The sequence below is a fragment of the Thalassobacterium maritimum genome (genome assembly GCF_031127805.1).
In the GTDB taxonomy this organism is placed as follows: domain Bacteria; phylum Verrucomicrobiota; class Verrucomicrobiia; order Opitutales; family Coraliomargaritaceae; genus Thalassobacterium; species Thalassobacterium maritimum.
In genome coordinates, this window is the sequence record NZ_JARXHW010000032.1 from 26,398 (window position 1) to 41,221 (window position 14,824).

The window sequence follows — 14,824 nt, forward strand, 5'->3', positions numbered from 1 at the left end:
AATGACTCACTGTGCGCTCTCGATAGGGTTATGGCTTAGGTAAGCGATACGATTGATCCGGAGCGCTTCATCGGAAGCGTTGAAGTAGCCAGAAAAGCCCAAGCGCAGATAGCGAATTTCACGATCAGGGCTGGTTGTGCCCTCGCCGAGGTAGAGATAAGGGCCTTCGTCGATTCTGTAGTGGAGTTTAAAAGTATTTGATTTCTTGTTCACGTAGAGCACGAAGCTGACAGCATCGTTTTGTTCACTGTCGAATATTGGCAACGCAGCCATGGATTTGGATGCTTCGCCGAAAGCCTCCGCCGCGATGGATACCTGGTGGCTGTCCGTGCGCTCGAGGATGATTTGCGCTAAAACATGTGGACGCTCTTCGTCGGTGATATGAACGATGCCTAGGCGCATCGTTTCTGATGCGGATTTTCCTTTGAAATGCCAGCCATCGATATCGGCTTGTATCCACACTTCATCTGCAATTTCGCGGTACGCTTTGGCACTGATTGGGACATATGTATTGGCGGCACCATCAGGAGTTCTCCGGACGATCAGTTGCCCGAAACCATTGGTCATTGTGTCATCAAAATCGAGATTCCAGTCCGCTTTGATCTTTCCGTTAGAATCTGTTTGGGTCAAATTGGTGCTTGGTAGATCGTCGAAGTTCCATTCGTAAAGAACGTCTGCACACATCGGTGCCAGGGCTGCGAAGGTAGAAAGAAAAATGGATATCAGGCGTCTAGAGATCATTTGCTGAAAGGTACTTGGTTGAAGATAGAAAAACGGCCGGGGTGCGCTCAGTTCGCTCCCCCGGCCGGAATGATTTTCGATTGATTTATTTACGACGTTTGCAAGCCGTGAGCACTAGTGCACCCAAGCCTAGCAAGGTGGCGTAGTGGGAGGGCTCTGGGATCGCGCTGAAAGAGACGTCGTCAATCGCGATGCCTTGGTCGAAGCCGCTACTATTGGAGTCGAACCAGCGAATCCATAGGTCTTCTCCATCTTCCCATACGATTGAAGAGACGGTTTCAGCGGATAGTACCACTTGATTTTCAGCATCAGATCCGATCAGCGTATCGTCGGCCCCCGTTTCTTTGGGGGTGTTGAATTCAAGTGCCTCGATTTCAGTCCAAGAGCCAGAGGAGATGTCGGCAATCGTGCCGATTTGGTAAGAAACGACATATTGATTATTTTGTTCGGTCACGCTCTCAAACCATTGCTCGCCCGTGTATCCCAGTGTAAACCCTGTGAGTGTGGAACCTGTATTATTTGTTAAGCGCAGGGCTAGCATCATGTCGCCAGTTGTACCTGAGGGGCGTGTGCCCAAGGCACCATCGACTGACGAGGCGCTGGAACGATATTGATACAATTGAGCAGCTGAAGAGTCGCCAGTGCTGGTGATGCGGTAGTTGCTGGGTGCTGCACTGTTTGCAGTTTCATAGGCGTACCAGCCCGTGAAGATACTATTGTCGGTCCAGGTCGGTGTCGCGGCTCCTGCAGGAAGTCCTGAGCTAAAGTCTTCCGTGTAGTTGGAGCTAATAGTGTCATAACTAACTTGAGCTGAGGCATGGCTGCCGGCAAGTAAGCCAGCGAGTAGTGTGCCTGCGATTATGGTATGTGTGGTGTGCTTGTTCTTTGTATTCATAATGGTAGTCGAATCATTATTAGGTAGTGGTTAATGGGTGAGCTCGCACGCAGGTTGCATGCCAGTTAAGCTTTCGCGACAGTGTGGGACGCATAGTTCTGTCATTAAGCGTACGCCCGGCGCTGCAATTAGCAGGCTCGGTATCGCATTCACCAATGCAGCCACAGTGGCGATATCTCCAGCCACGCCAGTGGTGACGGTTGCCTCGATGGGAGGATTGGAGTCTAGGCGAATAGTGTCGTGTGGGTTTTCAGCATCGAGGTACATTTTTAAGTCCAGGTGGATCGGATAGCCCTCTTTACTTTCGGCAGATACAATTTGATGGAGTCCCGCAGTCTGGCCTGGTTCGACACTGAAGTAGTCCGTGCGTATTGGCTTAGTCGCAATCACCGGTTGGATCGTTTCTGTGATTGGCCCCAGTTCCCAACCGAGCGCATTGGCCAGTAATGCCAGTGATTCTTGGAAGCCCGCGTGACCAGCCTTGCCCTCGGCTGCCAGTGCTTTGAATACTTCCGGGTCTAAGCCACTGCCTACTTTCTTTTGTAGGGGCTGTCGACGAGTCGAGGCATCTACGACGCGTTCACCATAGACCCCTGAGACCGAAGCACACACTCCGCTAAAAAAGGCGGGCATGACATCCAACACAAAGCCAGGGTTGACGCCTGTGCCGAGCACGCGGCCCCCCGTGCTTTGGCAGAGTTGATCAATTTCAGCAGTTTCTTTGGGTGCGCGCAGTGCCGGGTAGAGTAGCTCCTCGCATGAAGAGACGACGGCGATGCCCTTCTCGAGCATCGGGCGTATTTGCTCGAAGGATACCGTGGCGCGGGACCCAGCGGTATGCACGACCGCATCGACTTCATTGGTCAGAATTAATTCTTCAAATGATGCGTAGACTTTAGCTGTTCCCACAGATGGATCGCCCACTAGGTCTGAAAGTGGTTGATCGATCAGTTCTGGGCGTATGTCGATACCACCGACGATTTCGACCCAGTTCTTTTGTGCTAGCAGGCGCAGGCTGGAGATTCCAATGGGGCCCAATCCAAATTGGGCGACTTTAATAGGCTTTGAGAGACTCATTATAATTTAGCTGTATCAGCAGAATATTCTGTTGCTTATATGTTTGTTAATATTTGCAGGATGCGTTTCCTCTATTAACAAGTGTGGTGCCAACCTTTGAATATCTCTCGATAAAACGCTAAGTTATTGCTTAAGTCCTTTTATTTTAGTGGATTATGATTTAGATGTTTTTGCTGCTATAGGCATGTGCCACTGTTGCTAATTAAACAACTATGTTGCTATTTTAGCAACAATACTATGCTGCGGTCTACCTTTAGATACTGGCTGCTTTAGTTCGCTAAAAGCTTCTTAGCTTTGCGATAAAAGACGGTGCGCTCCATTCCAGCCATTCTCGCAGCCAGTGCATAATTGCCTCCAGATTGCTCGAGAATATTATTGAAGTAGGTTTTTTCGAAGCGTGTCTTAGCATCAGAAAAATTGAGAGCGGTTTCAACATTAAGTCCCAGCGGGACATTGGTTTTTTGCGGCGCTTGTTGAATATGCTGCGGAAGGTCTTCTAGTTCGATTACATGCTTACGGATGAGAATATTGGATCGTTCGACCAGATGTTCTAATTCTCGAATATTACCCGGCCAGTTGTAGCGTTTAAGTTGTTCGAGTGCCCGCTCTGAAAAGCGCTTTGCGATGCTGGTGTCGCTTTTGAAACGCTGAAAGAAGAAATTCGCCAGTAAGCTGACATCTCCAGGGCGTTGACGTAGCGGCGGTAGTTTTAAACTAACTACATTTAGACGATAAAATAAGTCGGCTCGGAAATCACCACTTTCCACTCTTTGCCTGAGTGTTTGATTGGTGGCGGCCACGATGCGCGCCCGCGATTTTAGTTTTTGATTGCCGCCCACGCGATAGTATTCCCCGTCCTGTAGCACTCGCAAAAGCTTTGATTGTAGAGCTAGGGAGATTTCCCCGATTTCATCTAGAAAAAGCGTGCCCGTGCCCGCTTGTTCGAAGCGTCCGATTCGCCGGCTGAGTGCTCCGGTAAATGCGCCTTGTTCGTGTCCGAACAGTTCACTCTCAAGCAGGCTTTCCTGGATCGCTGCACAGTTAATTGCTATAAAGGGTTTTTTGACACGTTGGCTGTAGCGATGAATCGCTTTCGCGAGTAGTTCCTTGCCCGTGCCAGTTTCTCCGAGAATTAGTATGCGGCTGTCGGTATTGGCGGCCAGATGTGCGAGCTCAAGGAGCGCGATCATCTCGGGGTCTTGTGTGCAGATGTCTTCTTCGATGGACTGCAAGGGCGGGATGCTGTCGGAGTCGGTTTTCTTTAACGCACGGGCTAGACGTGATATGAGTTCGGCAGCAACCAGAGGGCGTGTGATATAGTCGGTAGCTCCGAGTCGAATCGCTTCCTGCGCGGTTGAGGCATCGCCGAATGCGGTGACCATGACGATGCAGCCTTGGTATCCGCGACTACGCAGGCGGCGAATTACATCCAGGCCGCCCATTTCGCGCATTTTTAAGGTGGTGATGACTAGGCCAATTTCTTCGCTGATGGCGCGGCGTATACCACGGATGGGGCTGCGGGCGGAGGTGATTGCATACTCCCCTTTTAACATGTGACGAATTTCGCTTATGAGAGAGGGAGTATCGTCAATGATGAGTGCGCGCTGCATGGTTGTTAAAAAGACAACGTAGCCGTTTTGAGCAAGTTTTATATCGATTTGAAGTAGTATTCGATTTGTGGATATTACTGGTATGACTGTAATGTGCTTTCGTAAGTCTAATAAGTTCAGTTGCTTATGATTTATTTTTATTCTGGCTTAGAGCGATTGAGAATAATTGGCATTACCAGTGCTAAAGGTGATTGTGATGAATCACAAAAAAAGAACAATAGCTGCATTTACGCTCATTGAAATGCTGATGGTGATCAGTATTATAGTCATATTGGCTGCGATCCTGATTCCAACTGTGGGGGCTGTTAAGTCGAGGGCATTGAAGTCAGAGGATGTTTCTAAAATTCGCACTATGGCACAGGCGGTTCTATTGTATAACTCGGTCAACGGGAAATTGCCGGGTCGTTTTAATCGAGCGATGCGTGTGCCTAGCTTCGTCGAAGATGACGAGCGTGATCGCTGGTTTTCAACGACGATGGCGGACATGGACTATTTGCCGCCTAATGATGCGTTTTGGGAGCCAGTTGTTGATTACGGAATTGAGGGCAGTGGGCACGGATACCTGTTGAATAATACAATATATTCGGAGCCGCCCAATTTCTTTGGTCGTCGAAGCAACACCTTGGATAAAATAACACAGCCGGTCAGCATCGTTAGTATACGCGCCAATATTGCCGACGGTTCGGGTGATTCGGAGCCTGCTTCGAACATCTGGATGATCACCAATGTGGATAGTCAGAATTACAGTAGTGCTGCGACAGGTGGCAGTGAGTATTTTGTTAATGGCGAAGCGCTGACTCCGTGGGAGGGGCGTCATTACGCTTTCTTTGATGCGCGGGTCGAGTTCATCAAAGAAGGTGAGTATCCCTCGCGCGATTAATTCAAATTAGCTCTCATTACTCCATTCGCTCATGCCTTTGTTCACTTATATTTGTATCCTGCTATTGGCTAGCAGGCTGTTCGCGCCTGCTGCTTCGATTGCGAGGGCTGCGGTAGTTTCCGGCAGTCGGGAGTCTTCTGAAATCGGTGCTGAGGTCTTGCGTTCCGGGGGCAATGCGGCGGATGCAGCAGTTGCGGTATCGATGGCGCTGGGCGTTACGGAACCCTTTGGCTCTGGTTTGGGCGGGAAGGCTGTGATTCTTTATTACGACAGGGCGACAGAGCGTGTGAGTTTTATTGAGAGTCTGGATCAAGCGCCGCTGCAGTTTCCGGTGGATGATTATCGCGATGCGTCTTATCAAACTAAGACGCGCTCTTTCAAAGCGGTAGGCACTCCCGGGCTGGTGCCTGGTATGTGGGACTTGCATCAACAATTTGGAACGCGGCCATGGGCGGAGCTGGTGCTGCCTGCTGCTAAAGTCGCGCGCGCCGGTTATTTGATCGATGCGCATTCGGCGGCCATCTACAGTCGTAGCCGTCAGTCTTTGCGTAAGAACGCAGAGGCACGCAAATGGTATACGGTCGATGGTGCTGCGCCGGAAGTCGGTACGCGAATGGCGAATGCAGATCTCGCCTCCACGCTCGAGCGCCTCGCTTACAATGGGATCGAAGAATTTCGCTCGGGTGCCACGGCTCGCATGCTGGCCAAGGGGATGGCTGAGGGCGGGGGCTGGATTACTTTGGCCGACTTGCAAGCTTATCAAGCTCACCGTATTGAGCCACTGTCGAGCCCTTGGAATGAATATGAAATTTATACTGCCGCCTCGCCGGTGGCAGGCGGGGCCACGGTGCTGATGTCGATGATGGCAATGGAGCAGGTGCGCAATGATACGGACAACTTTTCGGCGGAGCGCTTGGATTTATTGGGGCGTGTGTTGCGCGCGAGTTATCCGCGTGTTTTTCGGCACTTCGGCGATGATTTAACACGTGATGATGCGCGTGCCGAAACATTCAGCCCGGGCGCCTTGCGAGACTTGAAGCGTGCGATTGATCAGCCGCTGCCTGTGAGCAGTGTATCGTACGACCACCCACAAAGCGCTGATGAACTGTCGGGGCTTCGTTCGACGACACACTTTGTGGTGGTGGATGCGGCGGGCAATGTGGCTTCGATCACGCAGTCGCTCAGCAGTCGTTTTGGAGCCGCCGTGATCGCGCCGGGCACGGGCTTCTTATTAAATAATACCATGAAGAATTTTGCTGTGAACTCCACGCGTTCGGTTAATTTTATCGCAGAGGGGAAGCGGCCGCGAAGTACCATTTCCACTACGATGGTTTTGAAGGATGCTCAGCCTTATTTGGCTTTGGGCGCGCCAGGGGGGCAGCGAATTCCGACCGCGGTGGCTCAAATCCTGAGTTCGGTTCTGGTGTATGGCTCCAGTTTAGAAGATGCGATCAAAGGGCCACGTTTTCATTTGAGGCGGCCTCTCTCGCGTAGCGAGTCCGATCGCTACGTGGAAATCGAGCCCAGTTACGGAGAAGACCGAGCGGACATGCTACGAGCTTACGGTTGGGATGTTCACTTCGTTGAGCCCTCGCGCTACTATTTTGGAGGCGTCAATGCAGTTTCGATCGATACGCACAGCGGCGAGGTGACTGCTGTGGCCGATCCCCGACGTTCGAATGTTGCTGTTGAACTCAGTGGCTCGAATTGAGGCCGCAGTGATTTACGGTTGCACGAATGTATGGATGCGAGTTTCCGCTTTGCGATTGTTCGGGCCGCTGGCATGAACAGTAATCGTGCCGCGATAGAGTGTGTCGTAGTCTTTGGGCTCGATCACTAGTACGCGCTCAATGCCTTTGTTGGCGTCGCCTGGTTCTTCTGTGATTGTGAGACGGCTCTTATCGTAATCAATGCTCTGGATACTATCCATGTATTGTTCGTCGAGGCTGAGTTGCACGCGCCGTTCTGTTTTCGAACTACTCGGGCTCCAGTAAACAATTTGCGGCGCCGCTTTAATCAGTGTGGGGATCTCGACATTCATGGCGAGTGTCACCACAGCTTCCGCTTGGCTATCGATGAAGACTTGTAAGCGGTTGCGATTGAGCCCTTGTCGTTTGCCTTTGTTAAAGGTGGCAATGATTTCTGTCGTTTCACCGGGCTTAATTATTTTTTTGTCCAAGATGGAGCCCGTGCAGCCGCAGCTGGTTTTGATACGAGCGATGCGGACTGTTTTTTCGCCTTCGTTGGTTACCGTAAAGGTCGCCCGTGCTTGCTCTTGTTCAGGCTCCATTTTGACATGCGCCTCGGTGCTGTCCCAGACCAGGCTCGAGGCGTTTAATAGGGAGGCGCAACTAGAGAGCAGCAGTGAGATGAGTATGAATCGTGAAAACATGACAAGTTGAGATATTATAGTGGAACAGGAAATCAAGAAGTGCTCACTTCATCTGTCACGGCTGGGGGGCGTGGGTTCCTCCAGTCTCGGATCAATGTGCAGAGGCAAGCGCCGAGCAGAGCCACATTTCTAAGGATCAGCCAGAGATAATTGGGGGCCTCGTGCGCCTCATTGACGCCGAAGCAGCCGCAATTGATGTCGAGATCACGAATCCAAGCGCTGGCGTGCAGGGCGATGAATGTGATCAATAAGAGAGCGATGATCATGGCGCTGGCACGGCGAATTTGCGGGATTAACAAGCCCAAGCCAGTCACGAGCTCCAGCCAAGGGAGCCCGAGCGCAATCCATGTTGCGGCATTGTTGCCCACTACACGGAAGCCTTCAATGGATGCCGTAAAAGCCACTGGATCCTGAATTTTGGGAAATGCTGCCAGTAAAAAAACGGCCGAAAGCACCAGGCGGGCGATCAGGAGTAGGTATGCCTTTGCATTTATTGCTGCCATGCGTCCCAGCCTCCTTTCAAACTGTAAATTTCTGCATCAGGTAGAGCGGTGCGTAGCCTTTCGGCGACTCGCTGGCTGGTGCCGCAGCTCTCGCTGCCACAATAGACGACAATGGGGCGCGGCTGCGTCAGCCAGGCATCCATGAGTGTCATTAGCCCGGAGTCCCAATCGCCCTCGTCGAAGAAGAGCGCATCTGGAATATGTTCTGTCTCGTATTCCTGAATGGGGCGTGCATCCAGCCAAATCACGTCAATTGCTTGTGCGTCAGCCAGCTGTATTTCACCGGCTGCGAGTGTGGGCTCCGCCCAAGGGCGTGGCGCCAGCTCGTGCACCAGTGAGTAGGCGCTGCCGATGAGTGTGAGCGCGATGATGATCAGAAATTCTTTGAAGAGCGAAGGCATTGTATGACGGTGCAGACTACAGGCTGAATTCAAAGCTTCAATCTTCAAGGCATATCTCTATTGATTGTTAGACCATTTTCTTCGGATTGAGCGCTTTATCGAGGGCTTTGGGGCTCATTAATTTTTCCTCCAGCACAATTTCACGTAGGCTGCGGCCTTCGGCGAAGGCGCGCTTGGCGACATGTGAAGCCTTATCGTAGCCAATGTGCGGGTTGAGCGCGGTGACCAGCATCAGGGAATTGGCAAGATTATCGGCAATCGCGTCCTCATTGACTTGCAGGCCGGCCACACAACGCTCGGTGAAAAGAGTCGTGCCGCGGGCCAGCACCTGAATCGCTTCGTGTAGCGAGTAAGCAATCAAGGGAATGGTGACGTTCAGTTCAAAGTGTCCGTCGCGGCCGCAGGCAGTGACCGTCTGGCATTGGCCGTTGGCGTAGAGACAGGCTTGGACCAGCATCTCGCACATGACCGGGTTGACTTTGCCGGGCATGATGGAGGAGCCCGGCTGGGTGGCGGGCAGCTGTAGCTCGCCCAGTCCGCAGCGTGGCCCCGAGCCGAGCAGTCGAATGTCGTTGGCGATCTTGGTCAGGCTGGCGCTGATGGCTTGTAACTGGCCCGCGACTTCCACGCAGTCGTCGCGGCCGGCCTGAGCTTCGAAGTGGTTCTTCGCTTCGATGAAATGCAGCTGAGTCTTTTCGTTGAGAATCGTAATGACCGCTTGAGCGAAGTCCGGGTGGCCATTAATGCCCGTGCCTACGGCGGTTCCGCCGATCGCAAGCTCTTTTAAGGTGAGGATAGCGTGATCCACGCGAGCGATGCCCTTTTTGACTTGCCGCAGATAGCCGGAAAACTCCTGTCCCAGCGTGATCGGTGTGGCGTCCATTAGGTGCGTGCGGCCGATTTTGACCACTTTATTGAAGCTGCGTTCCTTCTGGGCGAGTGCTTTGGAGAGCTGCACGAGTGCCGGGCGCAGTTGTTGCTGCAAGGCGGCGGCTGTGCTCAGGTGCAGAGCGGTGGGCATGGTGTCGTTGGAGGATTGGCCGAGGTTGCAGTCATCGTTGGGATGCACCGGGATTTTGGAGCCGATCGGTTGTCCGCTCAATTGACTGCAGCGGTTGGCGATCACCTCGTTGATATTCATATTCGTCGAGGTGCCAGAGCCGGTCTGAAAGATGTCGACAGGGAATTGGTCCGAATGTTTGCCCTCATAAATTTCCAGTGCCGCGATGCTGATGGCCTTGGCTTTGTCAGCATCCAAGCGGCCCAGCGCCAGGTTGGCCTGAGCGCAGGCGTATTTCAACAAGCCGCAGCTACGAATAAAAAGTGCCGGCATACAGTGCCCGCTGACAGGGAAATTGAGCACCGCCCGCTGGGTGGAGGCTCCATAGAGAGCATTTTCAGGCACTTCCATAGTGCCCATCGAGTCTATTTCTGTGCGCATGCACCCACTGTAACGTACCTTTGCTAATAATCCATTGAAGTCGGCAGTTAGTGATGCGATTGGGGAGCCAGAGCTACAATAAATACGCAGGTCAATGCGTGGCGATCAAATACCAGCTGGCTATAATGATTGCGATTTTCGTTTCCTTAACACTAGGTGCTTATTTAAATCTGTGGCTCACCATTCCACGCGCCTTTGACCGGATGGGAAACCTATGCGAGGACGTGCAAGGTTCGACTTGGAAAAGCGCCAAGTCCAGCAGGCGCAAGAAACACTAACAGCTTCACTTCACATGCCAGTATATACCAAAGAAATCGTTGTCACCGCACCAGGCAAAGCTACGGCAGAGTTTACACAACAAATTGAATCCGCGCTGCGAGAGTCAGGCTTGAGTGAGGGCACGGTGACGGTGTTTTGCTGTCATACCAGTTGTAGCTTGGTGATTATGGAAAACGCGGATCCTTCCGCGCGACGTGACCTGGAGGGCTTTATCGACCGACTGGTGCCGGAAAATGACCCGCATTTTACTCACACATATGAGGGGCCCGACGATATGCCCAGTCACATCAAGATGGCGCTCACGCGCACGGCAGAAGTGATCCCATTCGTTCACGGGCGACTCTGCCTCGGCACTTGGCAGGGCGTCTTCCTCTGGGAGCACCGCGAGCGCTCTCATCAGCGACGCATTGTGCTGAGTTATCAGGGCGAATAGTGTATTCGCAGTATTGCTTGATCTTCGAGTGTGCGCTGTGAGCGTATCTACAGTGGGTTTGTGGTTGAAGAAAATAAGTTTGCTTTGTTTTCTTGTCTTTAGATACGTTATTTTGTCTATATGTTTAGGTGTGTATGCCCTATTCGATTCCCGTTAAACTGATATTCTTTTGTGTATTTTTCTTGGTGAATTTCGCGGTGTATTCTCACGCAGCGGCGACACGCATACTTTTTCTAAGTTCCTATCACTCTGAGTTTCCTACTGCGGCGCATCATTTGGAAGCTGTGGCAGATCTACTACAAGTAGAGGGCCGGTATTTGGAGGTGGTTTATATGGATACCAAGCGTGAGCCTGTCGAGTTGCGCTTTCCGCAAACCTATGATCATATTCAAGTGAATATAGATGAGTTTGGACCTTTTGATCTGATTTTGTCATCAGATGATAATGCGCTAGAGTTCTTATTGGAGTTTAAAGAAGAGTTAGCGGGGGATGTGCCTGTCATTTTCTTTGGTATTAATAATACGGAACTCGCAGCGAGAGCCATTGAGCGAGAGGAATATGCGGGGGTTATTGAAAAGGTATCTCTGCTTGATAATGTGAAACTTGCGTTTGAATTATTTCCGAGTTTAGGAAATTTACATGTGTTGGTGGGGGCCAGTGTTAGTGGTCAGGCGGATCTAGAAGCTTTAAAGGCCCAGTTATCTCCGGATCTTGCGAAACGTATTGTCATTGAAGATCTGAGCTTAAGTACTTTTGGAGAAGTGGAGTCGCGCATGCGCACATACCCAGAAGATGACGTCATTTTATTTTTATCTGCATATTTAGATGCTAGCGGCGATCATTTCGATTTTTTAGAGTCGGTACTTTGGTTGAGACAACATACTCAGATCCCCGTGATTCACCCCTATGAGCATGGCATTGGACAGGGGTTTTTGGGAGGGCGCGTGATATCGCATTTTCAGATGGCTCAAAAGGCAATTGAGTTAGCTGAAAATTACTTGAGAGATCGAGTATTGCCGAAGCAGCGATTCGTGGAGGGGGATTTTGCTATAAATTACTTCGATTATAAGGAAGTGCTACGTTGCGGGATTGCTCCCAGTCAGTTGCCTCACGGATCTATTGTGCTGGGGAAGCCTCTTTCGTTTTTTACTAAGTATAAGACCTATTGTATCACTGCTTTTGTAGTCTCTGTATTAATGGCGGTCTTCGGCCAGATCCTGGGCTTGATGTACCTGCGACAAGGTCGCCTGCTCGGCAAATTACGAGAAAGTGAAGGCCAAACTGCCAGCCTTTTTGAGAATAGTTACACGCCTATACTTTTAATAGAGCCTAACGAGGGCTGCATTCTCGATGCGAACCCGGCAGCTTTAGTCTATTATGGTTATTCGAAGGAAGAGTTGACTGAGCTCAATATCGCGGAACTCGATGGAGGCACTTTTGCTAAGATGGATCATCGCCTAGATCGTATTCGTACTGGCGAATGCGAGAGTTATCAGTCGAAACATCAGTTGCGCAATGGAGAGCAGAGGCAAGTTGAAGTTTTGTTTACCTGTATTCAGCGCCAACAGCAGCCAGTGCTTTTTTCAATTGTGCGAGATACGACTGCACAGCGTGATGTTGAAGAAACGTTGGCTGCGGAGCAAATGCGCCTGGGCCATATTCTTTCTGCGACCAATGCTGGTACTTGGGAGTGGCATGTGCCTAGTGGTCAAATATGTTTGAATGAAACCTGGGCTGAGATGCTGGGATATACCTTGGAGGAGTTGAGTCCACTTACAGTTTCTACCTGGAAGAACTTGTGCCACCCAGATGATATGGAGAAAGCCTTACAGCGAGTTGAGGATCATTTTTCGGGTAAATTAGAGTATTATAGCAGTGAATTTCGCATGCGGCACAAAGACGGTTCCTGGGTTTGGATTTTAGACCGCGGACAAGTCGGCACTTGGTTGTCCGATGGGCAGCCAGAATGGGCGTATGGCACGCACCTAGACATTACTGAGTTAAAAGAAGCGGAAGCTGAGCTGCTAGAGGCTAAAGAGAGCGCTGAGGCGGCTAGTCAGGCTAAAAACGTATTTTTGGCGACGATGAGCCACGAGCTCCGCACTCCCTTGAACCCAATCATAGGTTTTACAGACCTCATGTTAGTGGCGGATAATTTGACGAGTGAGCAGTTGGAGTGGTTGCAGATCACTAAGTCGCGATCTAGCGATTTATTACTTCTGATCGATGATATTTTAAATATTGCCCGCATTGAGGCAGGCCGTCTTGCGATTGAAGCCAGGCTGACTTTGATACAAGACATAGTAGATGATATTTTAAATTTCTTCGAGCGAACGAGTCGGGAGAAAGGCTTGTCTTTAAATTGCAAAATTGCACCTGAATTAAGTGAGCATTGCCTGATCGACCCAGCGAGGACACGACAAATACTGTTAAATCTTGTGGGTAATGCGATTAAGTTCTCTTCCGAGGGGGAGATCTCGATTTTTGTTCGCTTAGATAACACTGAGACAGGTCGAGACGGATGCCAAGAGTTGCATATAATCGTAAGAGATCAAGGCCCTGGCATTTCTCGTGAGCAGCACAAGCTAGTCTTTGAAGAATTTCAGCAAATCGACAGTTCTGATGCTCGTGAATACGAAGGCACGGGACTGGGCTTAGCGATTTGTAGGCGCCTGGCGGAACTAATGGGAGGGCGCATTTGGATCGACGAGAATTATAAAGAGGGGGCCGAGTTTCATGTTTGTTATCCTGCTCCTTTGCCCTCAGCGGAGACGACTCAAAATGTAGGCTTGGTCAATGAGGCTAGCGCAGATGCTCGGCCGACTACGCCAGCAAAGTCTGTCTCTGGGGCGGCAAAACACGTATTATTGGTCGAGGATGACATGAGTAATGCCAAATTAGTCATGGTTTGTTTGCAGCGTAAGCAATACCGTGTCACGCATGCTCAAAGTGGGCAGTCGGCGATTGATTTGTGCGCCGAGGAACGTTTCGATTTGATCCTGATGGATATAAAAATGCCTGGTATGAGTGGCTTGGAGGCGATACGTATCTTACGTGAAAGCGATCATTCGACTCCGATTGTGGTCTTGACTGCGCTGGCGAGTGGAAACGTCGAAAGAAGACTGCGTGAGCTCGAGCTAAGCGCTGTTTTGCGCAAACCTGTTAGCATTACGGTGCTGGCTAAACTGATCGATCAGATCATTGCGGAGACGACGTCCCCCTAATGCGTTTAAAATGAACGACTGATTCTTCCGCGAGCTACGTGTGGCTTACTCGCCAGCTAGGCTGTAGGAGGTGATTTCAGTAATCTCGTCGTTTTCGCTGGTATAGATATCACAGTAATGCATGCCAGTGTCGTGGTCGGCGCCTTCGACGATGATGTGATTCTTGGCCTTGATTACGCGGCCATTTTCGAAATTTGGCTCACCTTGCGCGGCAGCCTCTTCGCACATCTCTTTCACGGCGGCGCTGCCGTCGATGCTGCGGTCGCCTACGATGTGCCATTGGATGTCTTCGGCGAGTAAAGGAAGAGCGGCTTCAGCCTTGCCCTTGGAAAATGCCTCACAGGCTGCGATGATTTTTGCGTTCATGGCGTGATCCTTTGATTCGTCGCTTGAAAGTCAACTCGTGGTTTTGGGTGGCGCGTTTGCTCGCTTTAGAGCACCGCGTCGATGGCGCGAATCGCCTCGCCGAAGCGGGCAGCGGGATCGCCACTCAGCTCCACGTAGGGCAGTTGCAGTTGCTCCAGTGTTTCTTTGAACTTAGCTTGTAGTTCATCGCGAGCGGCTGGGCTGTCGCGCTGGCCGGGGTCGTCTTGCCACTCGATGTCGTGTGGTGTGCAGAGTAGATAGAGTGTATAATCGCGCTGTAGGAAGCGCTCGTTGACCCAGTCCGTTATCTCGCCGAAGTAGTGATTGGCGTAAATAATAGAAGAGAGCAAATTGGTATCGTGTAGGATTAAGCGCTTCGCTTGATCCAGGCCCGCTTCCTCGGTCGCGATTTGCCCCTTGGCTATCGAGTCTAGGTCGTCTCGGGTGAGCTCGCGCTGTATTTGATCGACATATTCGCGAACAAATTCGCTAGTCCAAGGTTCACCATAGTAGCCAGAGAGCGCCTGGGTGAGGGTGCTTTTACCAGTGCATTCGGCGCCTGTCAGGACGATACGTTTCATT

The 14,824-nt window shown here is 51.0% G+C and carries 14 protein-coding genes; 4 read left to right on the forward strand and 10 right to left on the reverse strand.

Going from position 1 to position 14,824, the window contains the following annotated elements; genetic code table 11:
* Window positions 1–6: 6 nt before the first annotated feature.
* From QEH52_RS13290 to QEH52_RS13305, 4 genes are all read right to left on the reverse strand, one after another.
* The gene (locus tag QEH52_RS13290; RefSeq protein ID WP_308951098.1) at window positions 7–741 is read right to left on the reverse strand and encodes a hypothetical protein; all 735 of its coding nucleotides are present in this window, start codon (window positions 739–741) and stop codon (window positions 7–9) included.
* An 85-nt stretch (window positions 742–826) separates the two neighbouring features.
* Window positions 827–1,636, reverse strand: a complete 810-nt coding sequence (locus QEH52_RS13295) for a hypothetical protein (RefSeq protein ID WP_308951099.1) — start codon at window positions 1,634–1,636, stop codon at window positions 827–829.
* Window positions 1,637–1,666: 30 nt separating this feature from the next.
* Window positions 1,667–2,713 (reverse strand): NAD(P)H-dependent amine dehydrogenase family protein, encoded by a 1,047-nt coding sequence (locus tag QEH52_RS13300; RefSeq protein WP_308951100.1) that lies wholly within the window; start codon window positions 2,711–2,713, stop codon window positions 1,667–1,669.
* Between the two features lie 269 nt (window positions 2,714–2,982).
* On the reverse strand, window positions 2,983–4,323 hold the full coding sequence (locus QEH52_RS13305; protein WP_308951101.1) for a sigma-54-dependent transcriptional regulator: 1,341 nt from the start codon (window positions 4,321–4,323) through the stop codon (window positions 2,983–2,985).
* A 196-nt stretch (window positions 4,324–4,519) separates the two neighbouring features.
* Between QEH52_RS13305 and QEH52_RS13310 the strand changes: the two genes are divergently transcribed.
* On the forward strand, window positions 4,520–5,203 hold the full coding sequence (locus QEH52_RS13310) for a type II secretion system protein (protein ID WP_308951102.1): 684 nt from the start codon (window positions 4,520–4,522) through the stop codon (window positions 5,201–5,203).
* Window positions 5,204–5,234: 31 nt separating this feature from the next.
* Window positions 5,235–6,914, forward strand: coding sequence for a gamma-glutamyltransferase family protein (locus QEH52_RS13315; protein ID WP_308951103.1), 1,680 nt, complete (start codon window positions 5,235–5,237; stop codon window positions 6,912–6,914).
* 12 nt (window positions 6,915–6,926) lie between these two features.
* Here QEH52_RS13315 and QEH52_RS13320 read toward each other — a convergent pair whose 3' ends face one another.
* The 4 genes from QEH52_RS13320 to QEH52_RS13335 all read right to left on the reverse strand — a co-directional run bounded on the left by QEH52_RS13320 (window position 6,927) and on the right by QEH52_RS13335 (window position 9,940).
* Complete coding sequence (locus tag QEH52_RS13320; RefSeq protein WP_308951104.1) at window positions 6,927–7,595, reverse strand: DUF1573 domain-containing protein; 669 nt, start codon at window positions 7,593–7,595, stop codon at window positions 6,927–6,929.
* A 32-nt stretch (window positions 7,596–7,627) separates the two neighbouring features.
* Window positions 7,628–8,098, reverse strand: coding sequence for a MauE/DoxX family redox-associated membrane protein (locus QEH52_RS13325; protein ID WP_308951105.1), 471 nt, complete (start codon window positions 8,096–8,098; stop codon window positions 7,628–7,630).
* Window positions 8,086–8,499, reverse strand: coding sequence for a rhodanese-like domain-containing protein (locus QEH52_RS13330; RefSeq protein ID WP_308951106.1), 414 nt, complete (start codon window positions 8,497–8,499; stop codon window positions 8,086–8,088). The genes QEH52_RS13325 and QEH52_RS13330 overlap by 13 nt, the downstream gene beginning before the upstream one ends.
* Before the next feature lie 67 nt (window positions 8,500–8,566).
* Complete coding sequence (locus QEH52_RS13335; RefSeq protein WP_308951107.1) at window positions 8,567–9,940, reverse strand: class II fumarate hydratase; 1,374 nt, start codon at window positions 9,938–9,940, stop codon at window positions 8,567–8,569.
* A gap of 292 nt (window positions 9,941–10,232) precedes the next feature.
* On the opposite strand from QEH52_RS13335, the gene QEH52_RS13340 reads away from it, so the two are divergent.
* Together QEH52_RS13340 and QEH52_RS13345 are read left to right on the forward strand one after the other, a co-directional pair.
* Window positions 10,233–10,652, forward strand: coding sequence for a secondary thiamine-phosphate synthase enzyme YjbQ (locus QEH52_RS13340; RefSeq protein ID WP_308951108.1), 420 nt, complete (start codon window positions 10,233–10,235; stop codon window positions 10,650–10,652).
* Between the two features lie 197 nt (window positions 10,653–10,849).
* Complete coding sequence (locus tag QEH52_RS13345; protein WP_308951109.1) at window positions 10,850–13,876, forward strand: PAS domain S-box protein; 3,027 nt, start codon at window positions 10,850–10,852, stop codon at window positions 13,874–13,876.
* Window positions 13,877–13,921: 45 nt separating this feature from the next.
* On the opposite strand, the gene QEH52_RS13350 is transcribed toward QEH52_RS13345, so the two are convergent.
* Complete coding sequence (locus QEH52_RS13350) at window positions 13,922–14,242, reverse strand: nuclear transport factor 2 family protein (protein ID WP_308951110.1); 321 nt, start codon at window positions 14,240–14,242, stop codon at window positions 13,922–13,924.
* A 65-nt stretch (window positions 14,243–14,307) separates the two neighbouring features.
* On the reverse strand, window positions 14,308–14,823 hold the full coding sequence (locus QEH52_RS13355) for an AAA family ATPase (RefSeq protein ID WP_308951111.1): 516 nt from the start codon (window positions 14,821–14,823) through the stop codon (window positions 14,308–14,310).
* Window position 14,824: the final 1 nt, after the last annotated feature.